Source organism: Pseudomonas cuatrocienegasensis (assembly GCF_900110925.1).
Lineage (GTDB): Bacteria > Pseudomonadota > Gammaproteobacteria > Pseudomonadales > Pseudomonadaceae > Aquipseudomonas > Aquipseudomonas cuatrocienegasensis.
On the sequence record NZ_FOFP01000012.1, the window covers coordinates 14,822 to 31,679 of the forward strand.

15 protein-coding genes are annotated in these 16,858 nt (G+C 63.7%); 9 read left to right on the forward strand and 6 right to left on the reverse strand.

The features are described 5' to 3' along the window. The first annotated feature begins 20 nt into the window (after positions 1-20). From hisA to BMW49_RS16380, 5 genes are all read left to right on the forward strand, one after another. Positions 21-758, forward strand: coding sequence for a 1-(5-phosphoribosyl)-5-[(5-phosphoribosylamino)methylideneamino]imidazole-4-carboxamide isomerase (gene hisA / locus BMW49_RS16360; RefSeq protein ID WP_069520986.1), 738 nt, complete (start codon positions 21-23; stop codon positions 756-758). Between the two features lie 100 nt (positions 759-858). Beyond that, positions 859-1,629 (forward strand): imidazole glycerol phosphate synthase subunit HisF, encoded by a 771-nt coding sequence (gene hisF / locus BMW49_RS16365; protein WP_069520984.1) that lies wholly within the window; start codon positions 859-861, stop codon positions 1,627-1,629. A 143-nt stretch (positions 1,630-1,772) separates the two neighbouring features. Beyond that, positions 1,773-2,528 (forward strand): substrate-binding periplasmic protein, encoded by a 756-nt coding sequence (locus BMW49_RS16370; protein WP_069520982.1) that lies wholly within the window; start codon positions 1,773-1,775, stop codon positions 2,526-2,528. 174 nt (positions 2,529-2,702) lie between these two features. Then, positions 2,703-3,455 (forward strand): substrate-binding periplasmic protein, encoded by a 753-nt coding sequence (locus BMW49_RS16375; protein WP_069520980.1) that lies wholly within the window; start codon positions 2,703-2,705, stop codon positions 3,453-3,455. A 364-nt stretch (positions 3,456-3,819) separates the two neighbouring features. Further along, entirely contained in the window at positions 3,820-4,572 is a 753-nt protein-coding gene (locus BMW49_RS16380; protein ID WP_069520978.1) for a substrate-binding periplasmic protein, read from the forward strand. Between the two features lie 18 nt (positions 4,573-4,590). Here the strand turns inward: BMW49_RS16380 and BMW49_RS16385 are convergent, their stop codons facing one another. After that, positions 4,591-5,262 carry a polysaccharide lyase family 7 protein gene (locus tag BMW49_RS16385; protein WP_069520976.1) on the reverse strand — a complete coding sequence of 224 codons (672 nt, stop codon included), beginning with the start codon at positions 5,260-5,262 and terminating at the stop codon, positions 4,591-4,593. Positions 5,263-5,644: 382 nt separating this feature from the next. Between BMW49_RS16385 and BMW49_RS16390 the strand changes: the two genes are divergently transcribed. From BMW49_RS16390 to BMW49_RS16400, 3 genes are all read left to right on the forward strand, one after another. Continuing rightward, positions 5,645-6,097 carry a hypothetical protein gene (locus BMW49_RS16390; protein ID WP_069520974.1) on the forward strand — a complete coding sequence of 151 codons (453 nt, stop codon included), beginning with the start codon at positions 5,645-5,647 and terminating at the stop codon, positions 6,095-6,097. Positions 6,098-6,164: 67 nt separating this feature from the next. Further along, on the forward strand, positions 6,165-7,229 hold the full coding sequence (locus tag BMW49_RS16395; protein WP_090391014.1) for a PQQ-dependent sugar dehydrogenase: 1,065 nt from the start codon (positions 6,165-6,167) through the stop codon (positions 7,227-7,229). A gap of 188 nt (positions 7,230-7,417) precedes the next feature. Next, a complete protein-coding gene (locus tag BMW49_RS16400; protein WP_069520969.1) occupies positions 7,418-7,924 on the forward strand; it encodes a M48 metallopeptidase family protein in 507 nt (168 codons plus the stop codon). Here the strand turns inward: BMW49_RS16400 and BMW49_RS16405 are convergent. The 3 genes from BMW49_RS16405 to yccS form a co-directional block, all read right to left on the reverse strand. After that, positions 7,911-8,393 (reverse strand): GreA/GreB family elongation factor, encoded by a 483-nt coding sequence (locus BMW49_RS16405; protein WP_069520967.1) that lies wholly within the window; start codon positions 8,391-8,393, stop codon positions 7,911-7,913. The two genes, BMW49_RS16400 and BMW49_RS16405, sit on opposite strands and share 14 nt — an antisense overlap. A 65-nt stretch (positions 8,394-8,458) precedes the next feature. Continuing rightward, positions 8,459-10,270: a diguanylate cyclase gene (locus BMW49_RS16410; RefSeq protein ID WP_069520965.1), complete on the reverse strand. Its 1,812-nt coding sequence runs from the start codon at positions 10,268-10,270 to the stop codon at positions 8,459-8,461. 62 nt (positions 10,271-10,332) lie between these two features. Then, on the reverse strand, positions 10,333-12,531 hold the full coding sequence (yccS, locus tag BMW49_RS16415; protein WP_069521010.1) for a YccS family putative transporter: 2,199 nt from the start codon (positions 12,529-12,531) through the stop codon (positions 10,333-10,335). Between the two features lie 164 nt (positions 12,532-12,695). On the opposite strand from yccS, the gene BMW49_RS16420 reads away from it, so the two are divergent. Next, on the forward strand, positions 12,696-13,376 hold the full coding sequence (locus BMW49_RS16420) for a glutathione S-transferase family protein (RefSeq protein ID WP_069520963.1): 681 nt from the start codon (positions 12,696-12,698) through the stop codon (positions 13,374-13,376). An 82-nt stretch (positions 13,377-13,458) separates the two neighbouring features. Here BMW49_RS16420 and BMW49_RS16425 read toward each other — a convergent pair whose 3' ends face one another. After that, a complete protein-coding gene (locus tag BMW49_RS16425; RefSeq protein WP_069520961.1) occupies positions 13,459-15,264 on the reverse strand; it encodes an SLC13 family permease in 1,806 nt (601 codons plus the stop codon). A 261-nt stretch (positions 15,265-15,525) separates the two neighbouring features. After that, the gene (locus tag BMW49_RS16430) at positions 15,526-16,710 is read right to left on the reverse strand and encodes a BaiN/RdsA family NAD(P)/FAD-dependent oxidoreductase (protein ID WP_069520959.1); all 1,185 of its coding nucleotides are present in this window, start codon (positions 16,708-16,710) and stop codon (positions 15,526-15,528) included. Positions 16,711-16,858 lie beyond the last annotated feature (148 nt).

A 16,858-nucleotide genomic window follows, 5' to 3' on the forward strand; every position in this document is an offset into this window, starting at 1 on the left:
ACTTAAAGCAGGTTCAACCGATGCTGATTATCCCCGCTATCGACCTGAAAGACGGCGCCTGCGTGCGCTTGCGCCAGGGCCGCATGGAAGATTCCACAGTGTTCTCCGATGATCCGGTGAGCATGGCCGCCAAGTGGGTCGAGGGTGGTTGCCGGCGTCTGCACCTGGTTGACCTCAACGGCGCCTTCGAGGGTCAGCCGGTCAATGGCGAGGTGGTCACCGCCATCGCCAAGCGCTATCCGACTCTGCCGATCCAGATCGGCGGCGGTATCCGCACCCTGGAAACCATCGAGCACTACGTACGTGCTGGCGTCAGCTACGTGATTATCGGCACCAAGGCGGTGAAGGATCCGCAGTTTGTCACCGACGCCTGTAAAGCCTTCCCCGGCAAGGTGATCGTTGGCCTGGATGCCAAAGACGGCTTCGTTGCCACCGATGGCTGGGCGGAAGTGTCCACGGTGCAGGCCACCGATTTGGCCAAGCGCTTCGAGGCTGACGGCGTATCGGCCATCGTTTATACCGACATCGCCAAAGACGGCATGATGCAGGGCTGCAACGTCGAGGCCACTGCGGCCCTGGCTGCGGCCAGTCGCATTCCGGTGATCGCCTCGGGCGGTATCCACAACCTCAGCGATATCGAGAAGCTGCTGCTGGCGCGCTCGCCCGGCATCATCGGCGCCATCACCGGCCGGGCCATCTATGAAGGCACCCTGGATGTGGCTGAAGCGCAGGCGTTCTGCGACAACTTCAAGGGTTGATGTGAGCTGTAGGGTGGACAACGCTTTGCTTGTCCACCGCCTACTTGGTGACCTGGTGGACAACGCTACGCGGTTGTCCACCCTACGAGAGATATCTGTTATGGCCCTCGCCAAACGCATCATCCCCTGCCTCGACGTGGACAACGGCCGCGTGGTCAAGGGCGTGCAGTTCGAGAATATCCGCGACGCCGGCGACCCGGTAGAAATCGCCCGACGCTACGACGAGCAGGGTGCCGACGAGATTACCTTTCTCGATATCACTGCCAGTGTCGATGGCCGGGATACCACGCTGCTTACCGTCGAGCGTATGGCCAGTCAGGTATTTATCCCGCTGACCGTCGGCGGCGGCGTGCGCACCGTGCAGGACATCCGCAACCTGCTCAATGCCGGCGCGGACAAGGTGTCGATCAACACCGCTGCGGTATTCACTCCGGAGTTCGTCGGCGAAGCCGCCTCGCGCTTTGGCTCGCAGTGCATCGTGGTGGCCATCGACGCGAAGAAGGTCTCCAAGCCGGGCGAAACCCCGCGTTGGGAGATATTCACCCACGGCGGGCGCAAACCCACCGGCCTGGATGCGGTGCTCTGGGCGAAAAAGATGGAAGACCTCGGCGCCGGTGAAATCCTCCTGACCAGCATGGATCAGGACGGCGTGAAAAGCGGCTACGACCTCGGTGTGACCCGCGCTATCAGCGAAATGGTCGGTATCCCGGTGATCGCCTCTGGCGGCGTCGGCAACCTGCAACACCTGGCCGACGGCATTATCGAAGGCAAGGCGGCAGCGGTATTGGCGGCGAGCATCTTCCACTTCGGCGAATACACCGTGCCGGAGGCCAAGGCCTACCTGGCCAGCCGCGGCATTGTGGTGCGCTAGGGGCTGCCATTTCGTTCGCGGCAACGCAGCGTGCGACGAAACGGCAACAGACCCTGGCTTCCGGACTGTGCGTTATACCCTCGGCGTGCGCCAAAATAGCGCTAAGCTGCGTGTATGTTTTGAATTCACTCGGGTTGTTCTCTATGTACAAGCGTCTGTTACTGGCTCTTGCCGGTGTTCTGTTGTTGCTGTCGGGTGCTGCGCGTGCGCAGGTTGATCCGAATTACCGCGTGGTACTGCTGACCGAGAACTTCCCGCCTTACAACATGGCTGTGAATGGCAAGAACTTCGCGCACGATGCCAATATCAACGGCATTGCCACCGATATCGTGCGTGAGATGTTCAAGCGTGCCGGTATCGCTTACGACCTCACACTGCGATTTCCCTGGGACCGGATTTACAAGCTAGCGCTGGAGAAACCCGGCTACGGCGTATTCGTCACCGCCCGCTTGCCCGAGCGTGAGGCGTTGTTCAAGTGGGTAGGCCCGATCGGCCCGGACGACTGGGTGTTGCTGGGCCGCAGCGACAGCCCCATTACCCTGCAGAGCCTGGAAGAAGCCAAGGGCTACAAGGTCGGTGCCTACAAGGGTGACGCCATTGCCGAGCACCTCGAAAGCCAGGGCTTGCAGCCTCTCACAGCACTGCGTGACCAGGAAAATGCCCGCAAGCTGGTGAGCGGCCAGATCGACCTGTGGGCCACCGGTGATCCAGCCGGCCGCTACCTGGCCAAGCAGGAAGGCATCACCGGCCTCAAGACCCTCTTGCGCTTCGACACTGCCCAGCTGTATCTGGCGTTGAATCGGGACACGCCCGATGCGGTCGCCAGTGCGCTGCAGGCCGCCCTAGAGCAGATGCGCGAGGATGGTTTCGTTGACGCGGTACAGGGGCGTTACCTGTAACCCAGTTCTCGTTTTCCATGAACGTAGATCCGTATCCTTGCCCGTAGTGTGGTGTTTGCTTCGCCTGATCGTTTTATAAGAACCCTCCTTAAGGGTGGCTGTGACATGAGCGCGGCGTTGATCAAGGCTAAAGCGTTGGACCATGATGGATACAGTGCGCGAGCAGGGGGCGGTATGAAGGCTTTCAGATGTGGTGCGTTGATTGGGCTCATGCTGGCTGCGTTGAGCGTACGGGCTGAATTACCGGCTTACTACAAGGTGGTGTTGCTCACCGAGAATTTCCCGCCGTTCAATATGGCGATCGATGACAAGAACTTTGCTCGAGACAGTGGGATTGACGGCATCAGTGCTGAAATAGTGCGCGAGATGTTCAAGCGGGCCGGCATTGGCTACACCCTGAGCCTGCGTTTCCCTTGGGACCGCTTATATAAATTGACCCTGGAGAAGCCTAATTACGGGCTGTTTTCCACCACCCTGACACCCCAGCGCCAGCCACTGTTCAAGTGGGTCGGCCCGCTGGCCAAGACCAGTTGGGTATTGCTGGCGGCACCGGGCAACACGTTGACGCTGAACACGCTCAAGGATGCTGCCAAGTATCGAGTTGGTGCCTACAAGAACGCCTCCGTAAGCCAGCATCTGGAGAGCCAGGGACTTGAGCCGATCAATGCGTTGCGCGATCAGGAAAATATCAAGAAGCTGACCGGCGGCAAGATCGACCTTTGGGCCACTGTGGACCCGGTTGGGCGGTATCTGGCCAAGCAGGAAGGCGTGAGCGGGTTGACCACGGTGCTGCGTTTCAATCAGGCCGAGTTGTACCTGGCTCTGAACAAGGATACCCCGGATGAAGTGGTGCAGCGCCTGCAGAAGGCCCTGGATGAGCTGCGCGCCGAGGGCTTCGTGGACGAGATGACCAACAGCTACCTGTAGTTCTGCGCTATTGAGCGCTTGCTCTGGACGTCAGCAATATCGCCATGCTGACGTCCAGGATGATCTGTGTTCCAGCAAAACGCCGCGAGGCCCTTGGGGATCGCGGCGTTTTGCTGTGTACTCGGTGTGGCTATATGCGTCGTTCAGTCACGCGAGACCCCTTGATGCTTGCGCTGCATGGTGCGGTTTGTGCATTTGTCGAGGCGTATCGTTGCGCGCCTAGTCGTGGTTGCGTAGGGTCCATGCTGGCGGCGTGCCAATATTCGTCGCGAATTTGAGAAGAGCTGAGGTCTGGGGTGCTGTGCGAAAGCTCGTCGAGCGCTGCTAGGGGCCATAACAGACACTGCACGAAGAGGGGGAATGCATGAAGGTGATCAAGAGTGGGTTGCTGTTGGGGCTGATGTTGGGGGCTCTGACCGCGCGGGCTGAGTTACCGGCCGACTACAAAGTGGTGTTGCTCACCGAGAACTTCCCGCCGTTCAACATGGCGGTCGATGACAAGAACTTTGCCCGTGACGATGGGATCGACGGTATCAGTGCCGAAATTGTGCGCGAGATGTTCAAGCGGGCCGGCATCAACTACAGCTTGAGCCTGCGCTTCCCCTGGGATCGCCTGTATAAGCTGACGTTGGACAAGGCCAATTACGGCCTGTTTTCCACCACCTTCACGCCCGAGCGCCAGCCGCTGTTCAAGTGGGTTGGTCCGCTGGCCAAGACGGGCTGGGTGCTGCTCGCCGCGCCTGGCAATAACCTGGAGTTGAAGACTCTCAAGGATGCGGCCCAGTACCAGGTTGGCGCTTACAAGAACGATGCGGTGAGTCAGCATCTGGAGAGCCAGGGGCTCAAGCCGATCAACGCATTGCGCGATCAGGAAAACGTCAAGAAGCTGCTCAGCGGCAAGATCGATTTGTGGGCGACTACCGACCCGGTCGGTCGTTACCTGGCCAAGCAGGAAGGTGTGAGCGGACTGACCACGGTATTGCGCTTCAATGATGCCGAGCTGTATCTGGCGCTGAACAAAGACACCCCGGATGAGGTGGTGCAGCGCCTGCAGAAAGCCCTGGACGAGCTGCGTGCCGAGGGCTTTGTCGACGAGATGACCAATAGCTACCTATAGGGCGCACTGTGCGCATTATCACGGCGCGCTGTGGCTGATGCGCAGGTCGTAGAAGGTTGCAGCGCCTGCTTCGGTTTCATAGCCGCTGTTGTCCTGTACGTAGACGCCAGCCTTGAAGTACAGCGGTTTGGCGGCCCAGCTTGAATTCAGGGTGCGAGTCAGCAGGCGGTCGTTAACCTGCACCTGCAGGACGCCCTGAGGCGTCAGGGTGATCCGGTAGTTGAAGGTCTGGTTAAGCGGGATGCCGCTGAGCACGGTGAGCACCGCGCCTTCTGCGTCGTCGGGTGAGTTGCGGATCTTGGCGACCAGATTGGCTGTGGCCGTCTTGGTCTTGTACTGGTATTCCAGCTTGAGCATGGGGCGTGAGCTGCCGTGGGCGTGGATCTGGCCGATGACGATTTTGCCGGTCGAGGGCACTTGGCTAATGCTTAATTGAGCGCTGAGGGTGTGTTGCGCGCCTGGGTAGGTCCAGTTGCGCAATGCGCCGCTGGCCAGGGTTTCGCGCAGTTCGCTGCGCGGGTAGCTGGCATTGGCTGTGGTGGTGCCGTTGACTGGGGTCCAGAACAGCACGCGGCCATCAAGGGACTTGAAGTAATAATCCTGATAGCCGCCGACCAGTAAGGGGGTGGTGATGGTCGTGGCGGGCACGCCCACGGGGATGGACAGGTTCCAGGTGGCAAGATCGATCATGGTCAGGCTCTCGGCGGGTGACGGCTAGCGGCTGTGGGCGTTCGCTGGCGTTATACGGCGCGGCGAGAAGAGCGGTAAGTGCATTTCGTCGACTTAATGGCGTCAAAAAATGAACTTATTCGACAATGGCTACTACTGCGCCAGTAGCCCAGGTGGAGAGTGGGGGGGGCTGGGCTAATCGCCAGCCCTTATGCAATGAGGCCGTGCCCCCTGACGGGGTGTCAGTTTTTTGGATTGACGCGCAGTGTTCGGCGGCTCGCCCTGTAGCGCTTTCCGATGAGCGGTCGGCATGGCGCCGGCGAAAAATCATGTAAAACACCTGCGCCGCGCTCTAGGGCAGGCTGCGCCATACTGCCGGCCTCTTCGCTGGGCTGATCCACGCATGCGCATTTCCCTGTTATTTCGGCCGTTCCTTGCTGCGGTGCTGCTGGCTACTGTGCTGGGCTCGCTGTTACAGACCCACCTCAATCTTGCGGTGCTACAGGCCCACGGGATTGCCGTGCCGGTCACGGTGCGCTTGCATACCAGCGGCCTGGATCTGCTCGGTTTCGGTCCGACCCTGGCTGCGTTGGTCGCCACGGCCTTTCTGGTGGCCCTGCCGCTGGCCCTGTGGCTGCTGCGTGGGCGTGACGCCCTCGGCTGGCCCCTGTTTGCCCTGGCCGGCGCCCTGTCATTGTTGGCGGCGCTGGCCGTGGCCAATGCCCTGGCTCCCATGCCAACGCTGATAGCGGCAAATCGCACGCTGGCTGGCACCCTGGGTCTGATGGCCTGCGCCAGTGCCGGCGGCCTGCTGTTCTACGCCTTGCTGCGACCTACCCGTGGGCGTGTCGCATGATCCGCTACAGCCTCTCTACACAAGGATTTTCCCGTTGATCAAACAGGCTGCAGCCCTCTGTCTGGTCATGGCCGCGCCCCACGCAGTGGCGGCCATGGATTACCGTATCGAAACGCTGGTGACGGGGCTGGAACACCCCTGGTCGCTGGCGTTTCTACCCGATGGCGGGATGCTGGTGACCGAGCGCGTCGGGCGACTGCGTCTGATCGACGCCCAGGGCCAGTTGCAGGCTGAGCCGCTGGCTGGGCTGCCCGAGATGTTTACCGCGGCCCAGGCTGGTCTGATGGAGGTGGCGCTCGACCCCGACTTCGCCCGCAACCAGCGGATCTTTCTGACCTATGCCTACGGCACCCTGGAGGCTAACAACACCCGCCTGGCCAGTGCGCGGCTGGTCGATGGGCGCCTGGAGGATGTGCGGGTGCTGTTCAGCGCCCAGCCGGCCAAGGCGGGTGCCTCACACTACGGCGGGCGCTTGGCGTTTCTGGCGGACGCTACCCTGGTGCTGACCCTGGGCGATGCCTTCGACCTGCGCGAGGAGGCGCAGAACCCGGCCAACCACCTTGGCAAGCTGGTGCGGCTGAACCGCGACGGCAGCGTGCCGGCGGACAACCCCCTACGTGGCCAGCCAGGCGCTGCGCCGGAGGTTTACAGCCTGGGCCATCGCAACGTCCAGGGCATCGTTTTCGACGCCCAGCAGCGTCGGCTGTACAGCCATGAGCACGGCCCGCGTGGCGGTGATGAACTCAACCTGATCGAGCCGGGGCTTAACTACGGCTGGCCGCTGGTCAGCTATGGCGTCGACTACACTGGCGCGCGTATTTCGCCCTACCAGGAGCTACCGGGCTTGCAGCCGCCGCTGTTGCACTGGACGCCCTCGGTCGCGCCCGCCAGCCTGACCCAGTACACCGGCACGTTGTTTGCGCAGTGGCAGGGCGATCTGTTCGCTGCCACCCTGGCCGAACGCAGCGTGCGGCGCATTCGCCTGCACGACGGCAAGCTGGCCGGTGAGGAGGTGTTGTTCGAGGAGCTGGAGTCGCGCATCCGTGATGTGCGCAACGGCCCGGACGGCGCGCTCTACCTGCTCACCGACAGTGCCGAAGGACAACTGCTGCGGGTTGTGCCGAGCGAGTAAGCACGGCGAAGACACTGGCGCCGGCGCTTTTTGTAGGAGCCTCGCCCCGGGGCGAATGTCATGGATAACACCGAGGTAGCTGAATGGCGGCTCGCCCCGAGGCGGGGCTCCTACACCGGTACAGTGGTTCATGTCGGTGCTGCGTGACGGCTGGCACGGGGATACAACACGATTTTGGGACATAGCCTTTGAAATACCTGCGAGCCTACCCGACCGAACTGCAGGACAAGATCCGCGCGCTGATCGACCAGGGGCGCCTGGGTGATTACCTGGCCCAGCGCTATGGCGAGCGTCACGCCATCCAGAGTGACAAAGCGCTCTACGCCTACACCATGGCGCTCAAGCAGGCGCATCTGAAAAACGCCCCCGCAATCGACAAGGTGCTGTTCGACAACCGCCTGGACCTGACCCACCGCGCCCTGGGCCTGCACACCGCGGTGTCGCGGGTGCAGGGCGGCAAGCTCAAGGCCAAGAAGGAAATTCGGGTGGCTGCGCTGTTCAAGGACGCCGCGCCGCAGTTCCTGCAGATGATCGTGGTGCATGAGCTGGCGCACCTCAAGGAAAGCGATCACAACAAGGCGTTCTATCAGCTCTGCCAATACATGCTGCCGGACTACCACCAATTGGAGTTCGACCTGCGCGTGTACCTGACCTGGCGCGAGTTGCCCGACACCGGCCTGCTTACAGAGCGCTGAGCACTTCGAGGCTACTGCCGGCAGCGCCTACCTGCAGGCTGACTTCGTCGCCAGGGCGTTTGCCGAGCAGAGCCAGGCCCAGCGGCGCCGTACTGCCGAGTACCTGTACCTGTTCGCCGGCGTGCTGCAGTTTCATGCTGGCACCGGGTGGACCGAGGAATAGCCATTGCTCGCGGTTATGCTCATCGACGGTTTGCACCAACGCGCCGAGCTGGATGCCCTGATCGCTGTCGAACGGTCGCGGGCGCAGTTGGCGCCAGGTCATCAACGTCTGTTGCAGCTGCGCCACCCGTCGCGCCTGGCCGCTGGCCAGGTAGGCGGCTTCCAGGCCGAGGGTGTCGTATTTGTTTTCGGCGACATTTTCCGCATGGGTGGCGGTTTCGTGCGCGGTCAGCGCCGCCTGCTCGGCACGGGCCAGTTCGGCGTGCAGCTGTTCGATGACCTGGCGGTGCAGTTCGGCTTTGTCCACGGTGCGCTCACGCTTGGCAGGGGCGCGGATTATCCCGCAAGGCGGGCGTTGTTGTCCCGCTGCGCTCAGTCAGGCAGCGGAGCCAGTTCGATCCGGTTACGTCCGGCTGCCTTGGCCCGGTACATCGCCGCATCGGCGCGGCGGATCAGCTCGGTGGCGTCCTCCTGGCCAAGGCTCAGGGCAATCCCGATACTGGCGCCGAGGCTGATCGCCTGGCCTTCTAGCGACATCGACTCACCGAGCACTTGCAGTACTCGCTGGGCCAGTTGCGTTGCCAGCTCTGGCGAAAGCACGGTCTCGCAGACCAGCACGAATTCATCGCCGCCGAGGCGCGCCGGCAGATCGCTTTCGCGCAGCGCATAACGCAGCCGCTCGGCGACCTGGGCCAGAACGCGGTCGCCGAAGGCGTGGCCGTACTGGTCGTTGATCGGTTTGAAACCGTCCAGGTCGATCAGCATCACGGCGAGCAACTGCCCACTACGCTGGCTGCGTGCCAAGGCCTGCTCGAGCTGTTGCTGCAGTGCGGTGCGGTTGGCCAGGCCGGTCAGTGGGTCCTGCAGGGCCATGTCGCGCAGGCGCCGATTGGCGGTTTCCAGGGCCTCGGTGCGCTCGGCCACGCGTTGCGCGAGGACCTTCTCATTGAGCTGCAGAGCGGCTTCCTTCTGCCGTTTCAGCTCGTTGAAGCGGGCTGCCAGGGCAAAGGACAGCAGGATCATTTCCAGCCCCGAGCCGATCTGCATGGCGTACAGGGTCATGAAGTTCGAGGGGATCAGGGCAAAGTTGCGCAGTGCCAGGAGCACGGCGCCGCTGAGCAGCATCATCCAGGCCAGGGCGAACAGACGGGCACCGGGCACCTTGTAGCCGACGCAGACGAAGCTGCTGATCAGTAGCGTCAAGGTGACCAGCAGGCCGGTCAGCGACATGGTCTGCAGGGCGTTCTGCACCGGCAGCAGCATGGTCCCGAGCAGGGCCAGGGCGGCAGCGCAGGACAATGCGATAAGCACGCGATCCAAGCGTGGTAGCCACTGGCGAGTATCGAGAAAACTGCGGGCGAAGATCATCGCGAGCAAGGCCGCCAGGGTCAGGCTGATCGGCAGAATGCGGTTGCTCCAGGGGACGGCCTGTGGCCACACATACTGCGCGCCGAGGCCGTTGAGCGAGAGCACGCTAAAGGCGAAAGCAATCATGAACAGGACGTAGTTGAGATAGGGCCGCTCGCGCAGGGCGAGAAACAGCAGCAGGTTGTACAGGCCCAGGGCGACCAGCACGCCGCAGTAGAGCGCATGGGCGATGTAGCTGACCTGGCTGTGGCGCTCGAAGTCCGCCAGGTTCATCAGGCTGCCGCTCAGGGTCATGCTGCCCTGGGAGCTAACACGCAGGTACAGGGTGCGTCGTTCGCCGGGGGCCAGGGTGATTTCGAAGACCGGCGTGCGGTGGCTGATGCTGCGCTGGGCATAGGGCAGGGTGTCGCCGCCCTGGGATTCGCGCACGCCGTCTGCGCCGACATCGTAAAGGCGCACGTCATCAAGTGAGGCGTAATCCAGCTCCAGGCGCCAGCTGTGGGTGGTTTGGGCATGGGAAACGACGCGCATGCGCAGCCAGACCGGGCCACTGACGTAGCCAAAACCGAGGTCGCGGCGCTCGCTGCTTGGACGCCAGGGCGCGCTGGCATCCAGCACATCGTCCAGCGCCCATTCATCCCGGGGGTCGAGCAGGTAGTCTACGTGGCCGTACAGCGGCACGGCCGCAGTCCGCTCATCCAGGCGCGTATCAGCCTGGGCCGGGTTGGTCAGCAGCGCGCCAAGCAACCCCAGCAGGCAACCGAGCGCCAGGGTCCATGACCAAAGGGCGGCGCAGGCACGTCTGTCAGCAGGCATAGGCAGGCCATGGACGGAAAACGATGGACAGATACTGGCAGAAAGCCGTGTCCGCGCGCCAGTCACGCGTCGTGGGAGTGTGCGGCGGCCTCTGGCTGACGTTTTTGCAGGTGGGCGCCCAGGGTACGCAAAGGGCCAAGCTGACGGCAGATCAGCGCCAGTTGGGTCTGTACCAGGCGCTGGGCGTCTTCGGCGTCTTCGGCCACCTGTTCCAGGGCCACGGCCAATTGCTCCTCGGCATCGCTGTGGATGGCCAACGGCTGGTTGCCGAGCAGGCCGGCGGCGATTTCGTCGAGGCTCTGGGCCAGGCGCTCGGCCTGATCGAGCAGGGGGCCTTGTACCTGTTCCGGCAGGCGCTCGCTGCGGTGCGCACCCAACCCCGAGAGGTAACTCAGCAAGGTGTGCGAGAGCACCAGGAAGCGAAAGCCCACGTCGGCTTCCTTACGGAAGTGGCCAGGCTCCATGAGCATGTTGCTCAGGGTGGTGGACAGGGCCGCATCGGCGTTGTGCGCGTTGCGTCGGGCCAGGCGATAGGCCAGGTCGTCACGCTTGCCGTGGGCGTACTGCTGGATGATCTGGCGCAGGTAGGTGCTGTTGCAGCTCAGGGTGGTGGCGACCACACGGTGCAGCCGGCGGCCCTGCCAGTCCGGCAGGATCAGGAACACCGCCAGGCCAGCGATCAGGCTGCCGAGCAGGGTGTCGACCAGGCGCGGCACAATCAGTCCGTAGCCATCGCCGACCTGGTTGAAGCAGAACAGCACCAGCAGGGTGATCGCCGCCGTGGCCAGGGTATAGCGGCTGCTGCGGGTGGCGAAGAACACCACCCCGGCGGCCACTGCCAGCAACGCTTGCAGCAACGGGTTGGGGATCAGGTCGAACAGCGCCCAGCCGATCAGCAGGCCGATGGCCGTGCCGACGATGCGCTGCACCAGCTTGCGCCGAGTCGCGCCGTAGTTGGGCTGGCAGACGAACAGGGTGGTCAGCAGAATCCAGTAGCCCTGGGTCGGGTGGATCAGGTGCAGCACGCCATAGCCGGCCGCCAGGGCCAGAGAAAGGCGCAGGGCGTGACGGAACAGCAGCGAGGTCGGCGTCAACTGATGGCGCAGGCGCGCCCAGACATCGCGCAAGCTCTGGGGTTCGCGATCGAGCAGGCTGCTGTCCTGCTCTTCGGCCAGGGCGTCGGGGTTGCTGGCATTGCCCAGCAACTGGTCGAGGGTGGCGAGGTTGCCGGCCAGCGCCCGCAGCGAGCGCAGCAGATGGCGCCAGGCCGGGTTGCTCTGGCGATGTAGGTGTTCCAGGGACTGGTGCAAGTCGTCCAGAGCATCGCTGCACAGGGTGCGGTACTCGAACGGTTGGCGCAGCTCGATGGCGTGGGCCAGGCGGTGGCAAGCGCTGCCGTGCAGGCGCAGCAGACGCTGGCAGCGGAACAGCACATCGCTGTGGAAAAACGCCTCGGCCAGTTCGTTATACGGGTAATGCGAGGAACTGGCGCGCTCGTGGATGTCCTGGGCGAGGAAGTACAACTTCAGGTAGCGGCTGACCTTGGGGCCGGGGCGGCTGTTGCCAACCCGGTGCAGGATGATTTCCTTGGCCGCGTTGAGGGCGCTGACCACCCGGCCATTCTGCTGCGCCAGGGCCAGGCGGCGTTCCTCGACATCGAGCTGACGCAGCGGCTCGAACAACGCCGCCTTGAGCTTGAGGTACTGGCCCAGCTCGCGGAACACCCGGGCCAGGCTGTGCTGCACCGGCTGGTTGACGAACAGCGCGTTCCAGATCACCGAGAGCACGCCATACCAGGCGGCGCCGGCCACCAGCAGCAATGGTTCGAGCCACAGCCCGGCCATGCCGCCGCGCTGTTCAACGCCGATCATGCTGTACACGGCGAGGATCAGGGTCGCCGAGCCGAGGGTAGCGTAGCGTTCGCCCAGAGCGCCGAACATGGTCAGGGCAAAGCTCGACACAGCCAGGGCGATCACGAACAGCCAGGGATAGGGGAACAACAGTTCGACGGCATAAGCGGCCGCGCTGAAGCAGCCGAGGGTGACCACCAGCGCGGTCAGGCGGCCCTGCCAGCTGTCATCGGTTTCTGCCAGGGCGCTGGCGATGATGCCGAGAAACAGCGGAATCAGCGCGTGCATCCAGTCCTGCGACCAGCACAGCAGCAGGCTGCCGCTCAGGGCGATAAACACCCGTAGGCTGTAGCTGAACTTGTCCAGCGCCCACAGGCGGCGCAGGGAGTGACGAAACGAAAGTGCGGGCATGCAGGATGTGGCCTTGTGCGAGTGCAGACGATAGACGTCGCCATACGTCTGCAGGTTACTGAGCGCAGCCGCATCTGAGAAGCCCGCAGCCGTGCGCCGGTTGGCAAGCGTGCGACGGCCCTGCACTATCGGGCGCCCGGCCTCTTTATATCCAAGGAACTCCCATGCGCGAACTCTTTGAACTGTGCGGCAGTGATCCGCACGTACTGTTCTCACCCTACTGCTGGCGCGTGCGCCTGGCGCTGCAACACAAGGGCCTGACGTTCAGCAGCCGGCCACTGAACTTCACCGACAAGGCGCCGCTGGCCTGCTCCGGGCAGACCCTGGTGCCAGTGTTGCGCGATGGCGAGCAGGTGGTGCATGACAGTGTGGCGATCTTCGCCTATCTGGACCGCGCTTACCCGGAGCATCCGCTACTGGGTGACGGCGTCGCCGCGACTCGCGCGCGGCTGTTGGAGAAGGTGGTGTTTCAGAGCCTGCGTATGCCGCTGCTGAAAATTCTCGTACCCCGGGTACACGCGGTGATTACCGAGGCCGACCAGGCCTATTTCCGCAGCACCCGGGAAAAGGCCCTGGGCATGAGTCTGGAAGCATTCGCCGACCCCCAGGCGGGCGAGCAGGCGCTGCGCCAGGCCCTGCAGCCCCTGGAAACCTGGCTGACGGAGCAACCTTACCTGGACGGTGAGGCCCCTGCCGGCAGCGATTACCTGATCGCCGGCCTGCTGTTCTGGGCCTGGTGCCTGGGCACCCAGCCGTGGGGTGAAGGTACGGCCGTGGACCAGTGGTTCCAGCGCCTGCTGACGCGCTACGAAGCGCAATACGGGCCAGTGCAGCGGGCCCTGTAGTGAAACCGCGTGTAGGGTTCACCGTGCGCACCGCGGCAGGCGACAAATAGGAGGTGCGCACGGCGCACCCTACGGGGGCCTGTTAAAGCGGCCAGACCCACAGCAGCAACGGCACGCTGATCAATACCACAAGCACTTCCAGCGGCAGGCCCATGCGCCAGTAATCGCCGAAACGAAAGCCGCCGGGAGTGAGGATCAACGCGTTGTTCTGGTGGCCGATGGGCGTCAGGAACGAGCAGGAGGCGCCAATCGCCACCGCCATCAGCATCGCGTCAGGGCTGACGCCCAACTGGTTGGCGGCGCTCAGGGCGATCGGGCACATCACGGCGGCGGTTGCCGCGTTGTTCATAAAGTCGGACAGGGTCATGGTGACCACCAGCAACAGGGTCATCAGCACCACGGGGTGCCCCTGGGCCAGGTTGTCCATCAGCACCTGGGCCAGCAGGTCGGCGGCGCCGGTACTGGACATCGCCCCGGCAACGGGAATCATCGCACCCAGCAGGACGATCACCGGCCAGTCGATGGCCTCGTACACCGAGCGCAGCGGCACCACGCGCAGCACCATGTAAACCAGCACGCCGAGGGCGAAGGCCACCGCCGCCGAGAGCAGGCCGAAAGCTGCAGCCGCGACGGCCAGCAGCATCACCCCCAGGGCGATATTGGCTTGGCTGCGGTCGGCCAGGCTGATGGCGCGGTTGGCCAGCGGCAGGCAGGTGTAGTCACGGGCGAATTCGCCGATATCCTCGGCCTGGCCCTGCATCAGCAGCACGTCACCCGCCAGCAGCGGGGTGGAGCGCAGGCGTTTGATCGAGCGGTGCCCCTCGCGCGAGATGGCCAGCAGGTTGATCGCGTAACGGCTGCGCAGGCGCAGGCCGCTGGCGCTCTGCCCGAGCAGCGTCGACTCGGGCATCAGCAGCAGTTCCTGCAGCACATTGTCGGTGTCGCCTTCCGGTTTGTCTTCGGCCTTCTCCGTGCTGGTGTCCTTGTCCGCGGTGGTCGGCACGTCCGCCTCCAGGCGCAGGCCGAGGTCGCCGAGCACACTGTCGAGGGCTTCCGGGTCGGCTTCGATCACCAGAATGTCATCGACCTCGACCACCCGCCGCGGGTTGGGCGCCGAGACGCGGAACTTGTTGCGCACCATGCCGACCACCTGGGCATCGGCGCTTTCCAGGCGCTGCTCGATTTCGCCCAGGGTCTTGCCGGCCACGCTGGCGCCTTCCTTGACCCGCGCCTCGGTGAGGTAGGCGCCGGTCTCGAAGCTGGCAGCCGTGGGCACGCTGCGCTTGGGCACCAGGCGCCAGCCGAGCAGGGCGATAAACAGCACGCCGCCGAGCGCCACGGCGACCCCCACCGGGGCGAAGTCGAACATGGCGAAGTGGCCCGCGCCGCTCTGCGCGCGGAAGCTGGAGACGATCAGGTTTGGTGGTGTGCCGATCAGCGTGGTCATGCCGCCGAGAATGGTGCCGAACGCCAGGGGCATCAGCAGACGGCCCGGCGGCAGGTCGAGCTTGCCGGCCAGTTGCAGGGCGATAGGCATCAGCAGGGCGAGGGCGCCGACGTTGTTCATAAAGGCCGAGAGCAGCGCGCCGAGGGCGGTCAGGGCGGCAATCGACAGCACCGGGCCGGATGTCGCCGGCAGTAAGCGCCGGGCCATGGCATCCACCGCGCCGGTCACTTGCAGGCCGTGGCTGAGCACCAGCACGCAGGCCACGGTGATCACCGCGGGATGGCCAAAACCGGCAAAGGCCTCGGCCTCCGGCACCAGGCCGGTGAGCACGCAGGCGAGCAGGGCGCCGAGGGCGACCACGTCATGCCGCCAGCGGCTCCAGACGAACAGCACAATGGTGGCCGCGAGGATGAAGAACACCCAGCTCTGGTCGACAGTCATGGCGCGGCGCGCTCCTGCAAAAGGGGGGATGAGGTAACAGAAGGAGATAATTCTGGATAACAGATCGTAAGCCGTAGACGGCGGTTCAACCCTTATTTACGGGCTATGTTCCAACGGGCTGTTACATACCTGTAGGAGCGAATTTATTCGCGAAATTCGCAGCACCACCGCGAATAAAGGCTAAGCGCCCCTTTCGTTCCTACACAAGCAAAATTGGGGTTGCAACAGCCACCTGGGACATCGCCTATTTACGGGAGGCGCTCAGACGTACTGCGCTGCCGCATAACCCGACGCCCAGGCCCACTGGAAGTTGAAGCCGCCGAGGTGGCCGCTGACATCCAGCACCTCTCCGACAAAGTACAGGCCAGGGCTTTTCAGCGATTCCATGGTCTTGGACGACACCTCGCGGGTATCGACGCCGCCCAGGGTGACCTCGGCGGTGCGATAGCCCTCGGTGCCAGCCGGCACCAGCTGCCAGTCCGAGAGTTGCTCGGCGATGGCCTTGAGTTCGGCTGGGGTGTACTGCTTCATCGGCTTGGAGGCGAACCAGTTATCCGCCAGCAGCCCGGCCATCTTTTTGGTGAATAGCTCGGCCAGCAGGGTTTTCAACTCGCTGTTGGGCCGTTCGCGCTGCTGCGTGGCCAGCCACTCGGGCAGGTCGATATGCGGCAGCAGGTCGATATGCACCCGGTCGCCCGGTTGCCAGAACGAGGAGATCTGCAGGATCGCCGGGCCCGATAACCCGCGGTGGGTGAACAGAATATTCTCCTTGAAGCTCTGGCCGTTGCAGCTCACCACGCAGTCCTCCACCGAGGTGCCGGACAGCTCGGTGCACAGCGTCTTGAGTGCCGGGTCGGTGATCGTGAACGGTACCAGGCCTGCGCGGGTCGGCAGCAACTCATGGCCGAACTGCTTGGCCACCTGATAGCCAAAGCCGCTGGCGCCGAGTGTCGGGATCGACAGGCCGCCGGTGGCGATCACCAGGGACTCGCAGCGCACGGCCCCGGCGCTGGTTGCCAGTTGATAGCCGCTATCCAATTTGCTGATCTCGCTGACCGAGGTGTCCAGGCGCAGCTCGACGCCAGCCTCTTCGCACTCGCTGAGCAGCATCTCGAGGATGTCGCTGGCCTTGTTATCGCAGAACAACTGGCCGAGCTTTTTCTCGTGGTAGGCCACGCCATGCTTGGCCACCAGGCCGATAAAGTCCCACTGGGTATAGCGCGCCAGGGCAGACTTGCAGAAATGCGGGTTCTCCGAGAGGAAGTTGCTCGGCTCGCAATACATATTGGTGAAATTGCAGCGCCCGCCGCCGGACATCAGGATCTTCTTGCCGGCCTTGTTCGCGTGGTCCAGCAGCAGCACGCGGCGGCCCCGGCCGGCGGCCGTCAATGCGCACATAAGACCGGCGGCACCGGCACCGATGATGACAACCTGGAAAGCGAGCACAGCCGGTACCTCATAGAAAATGGTGCGCCGGGCAGGCGCGAAACAGCGCGCATCTTACCTGATCGGCCCCATGCGCTCAGGGCGCGCTGGCGAGTCGATTGCCGGCGTGGCGATATTTTTCGTAACAACGTGGCTTGCGACGAAGCCG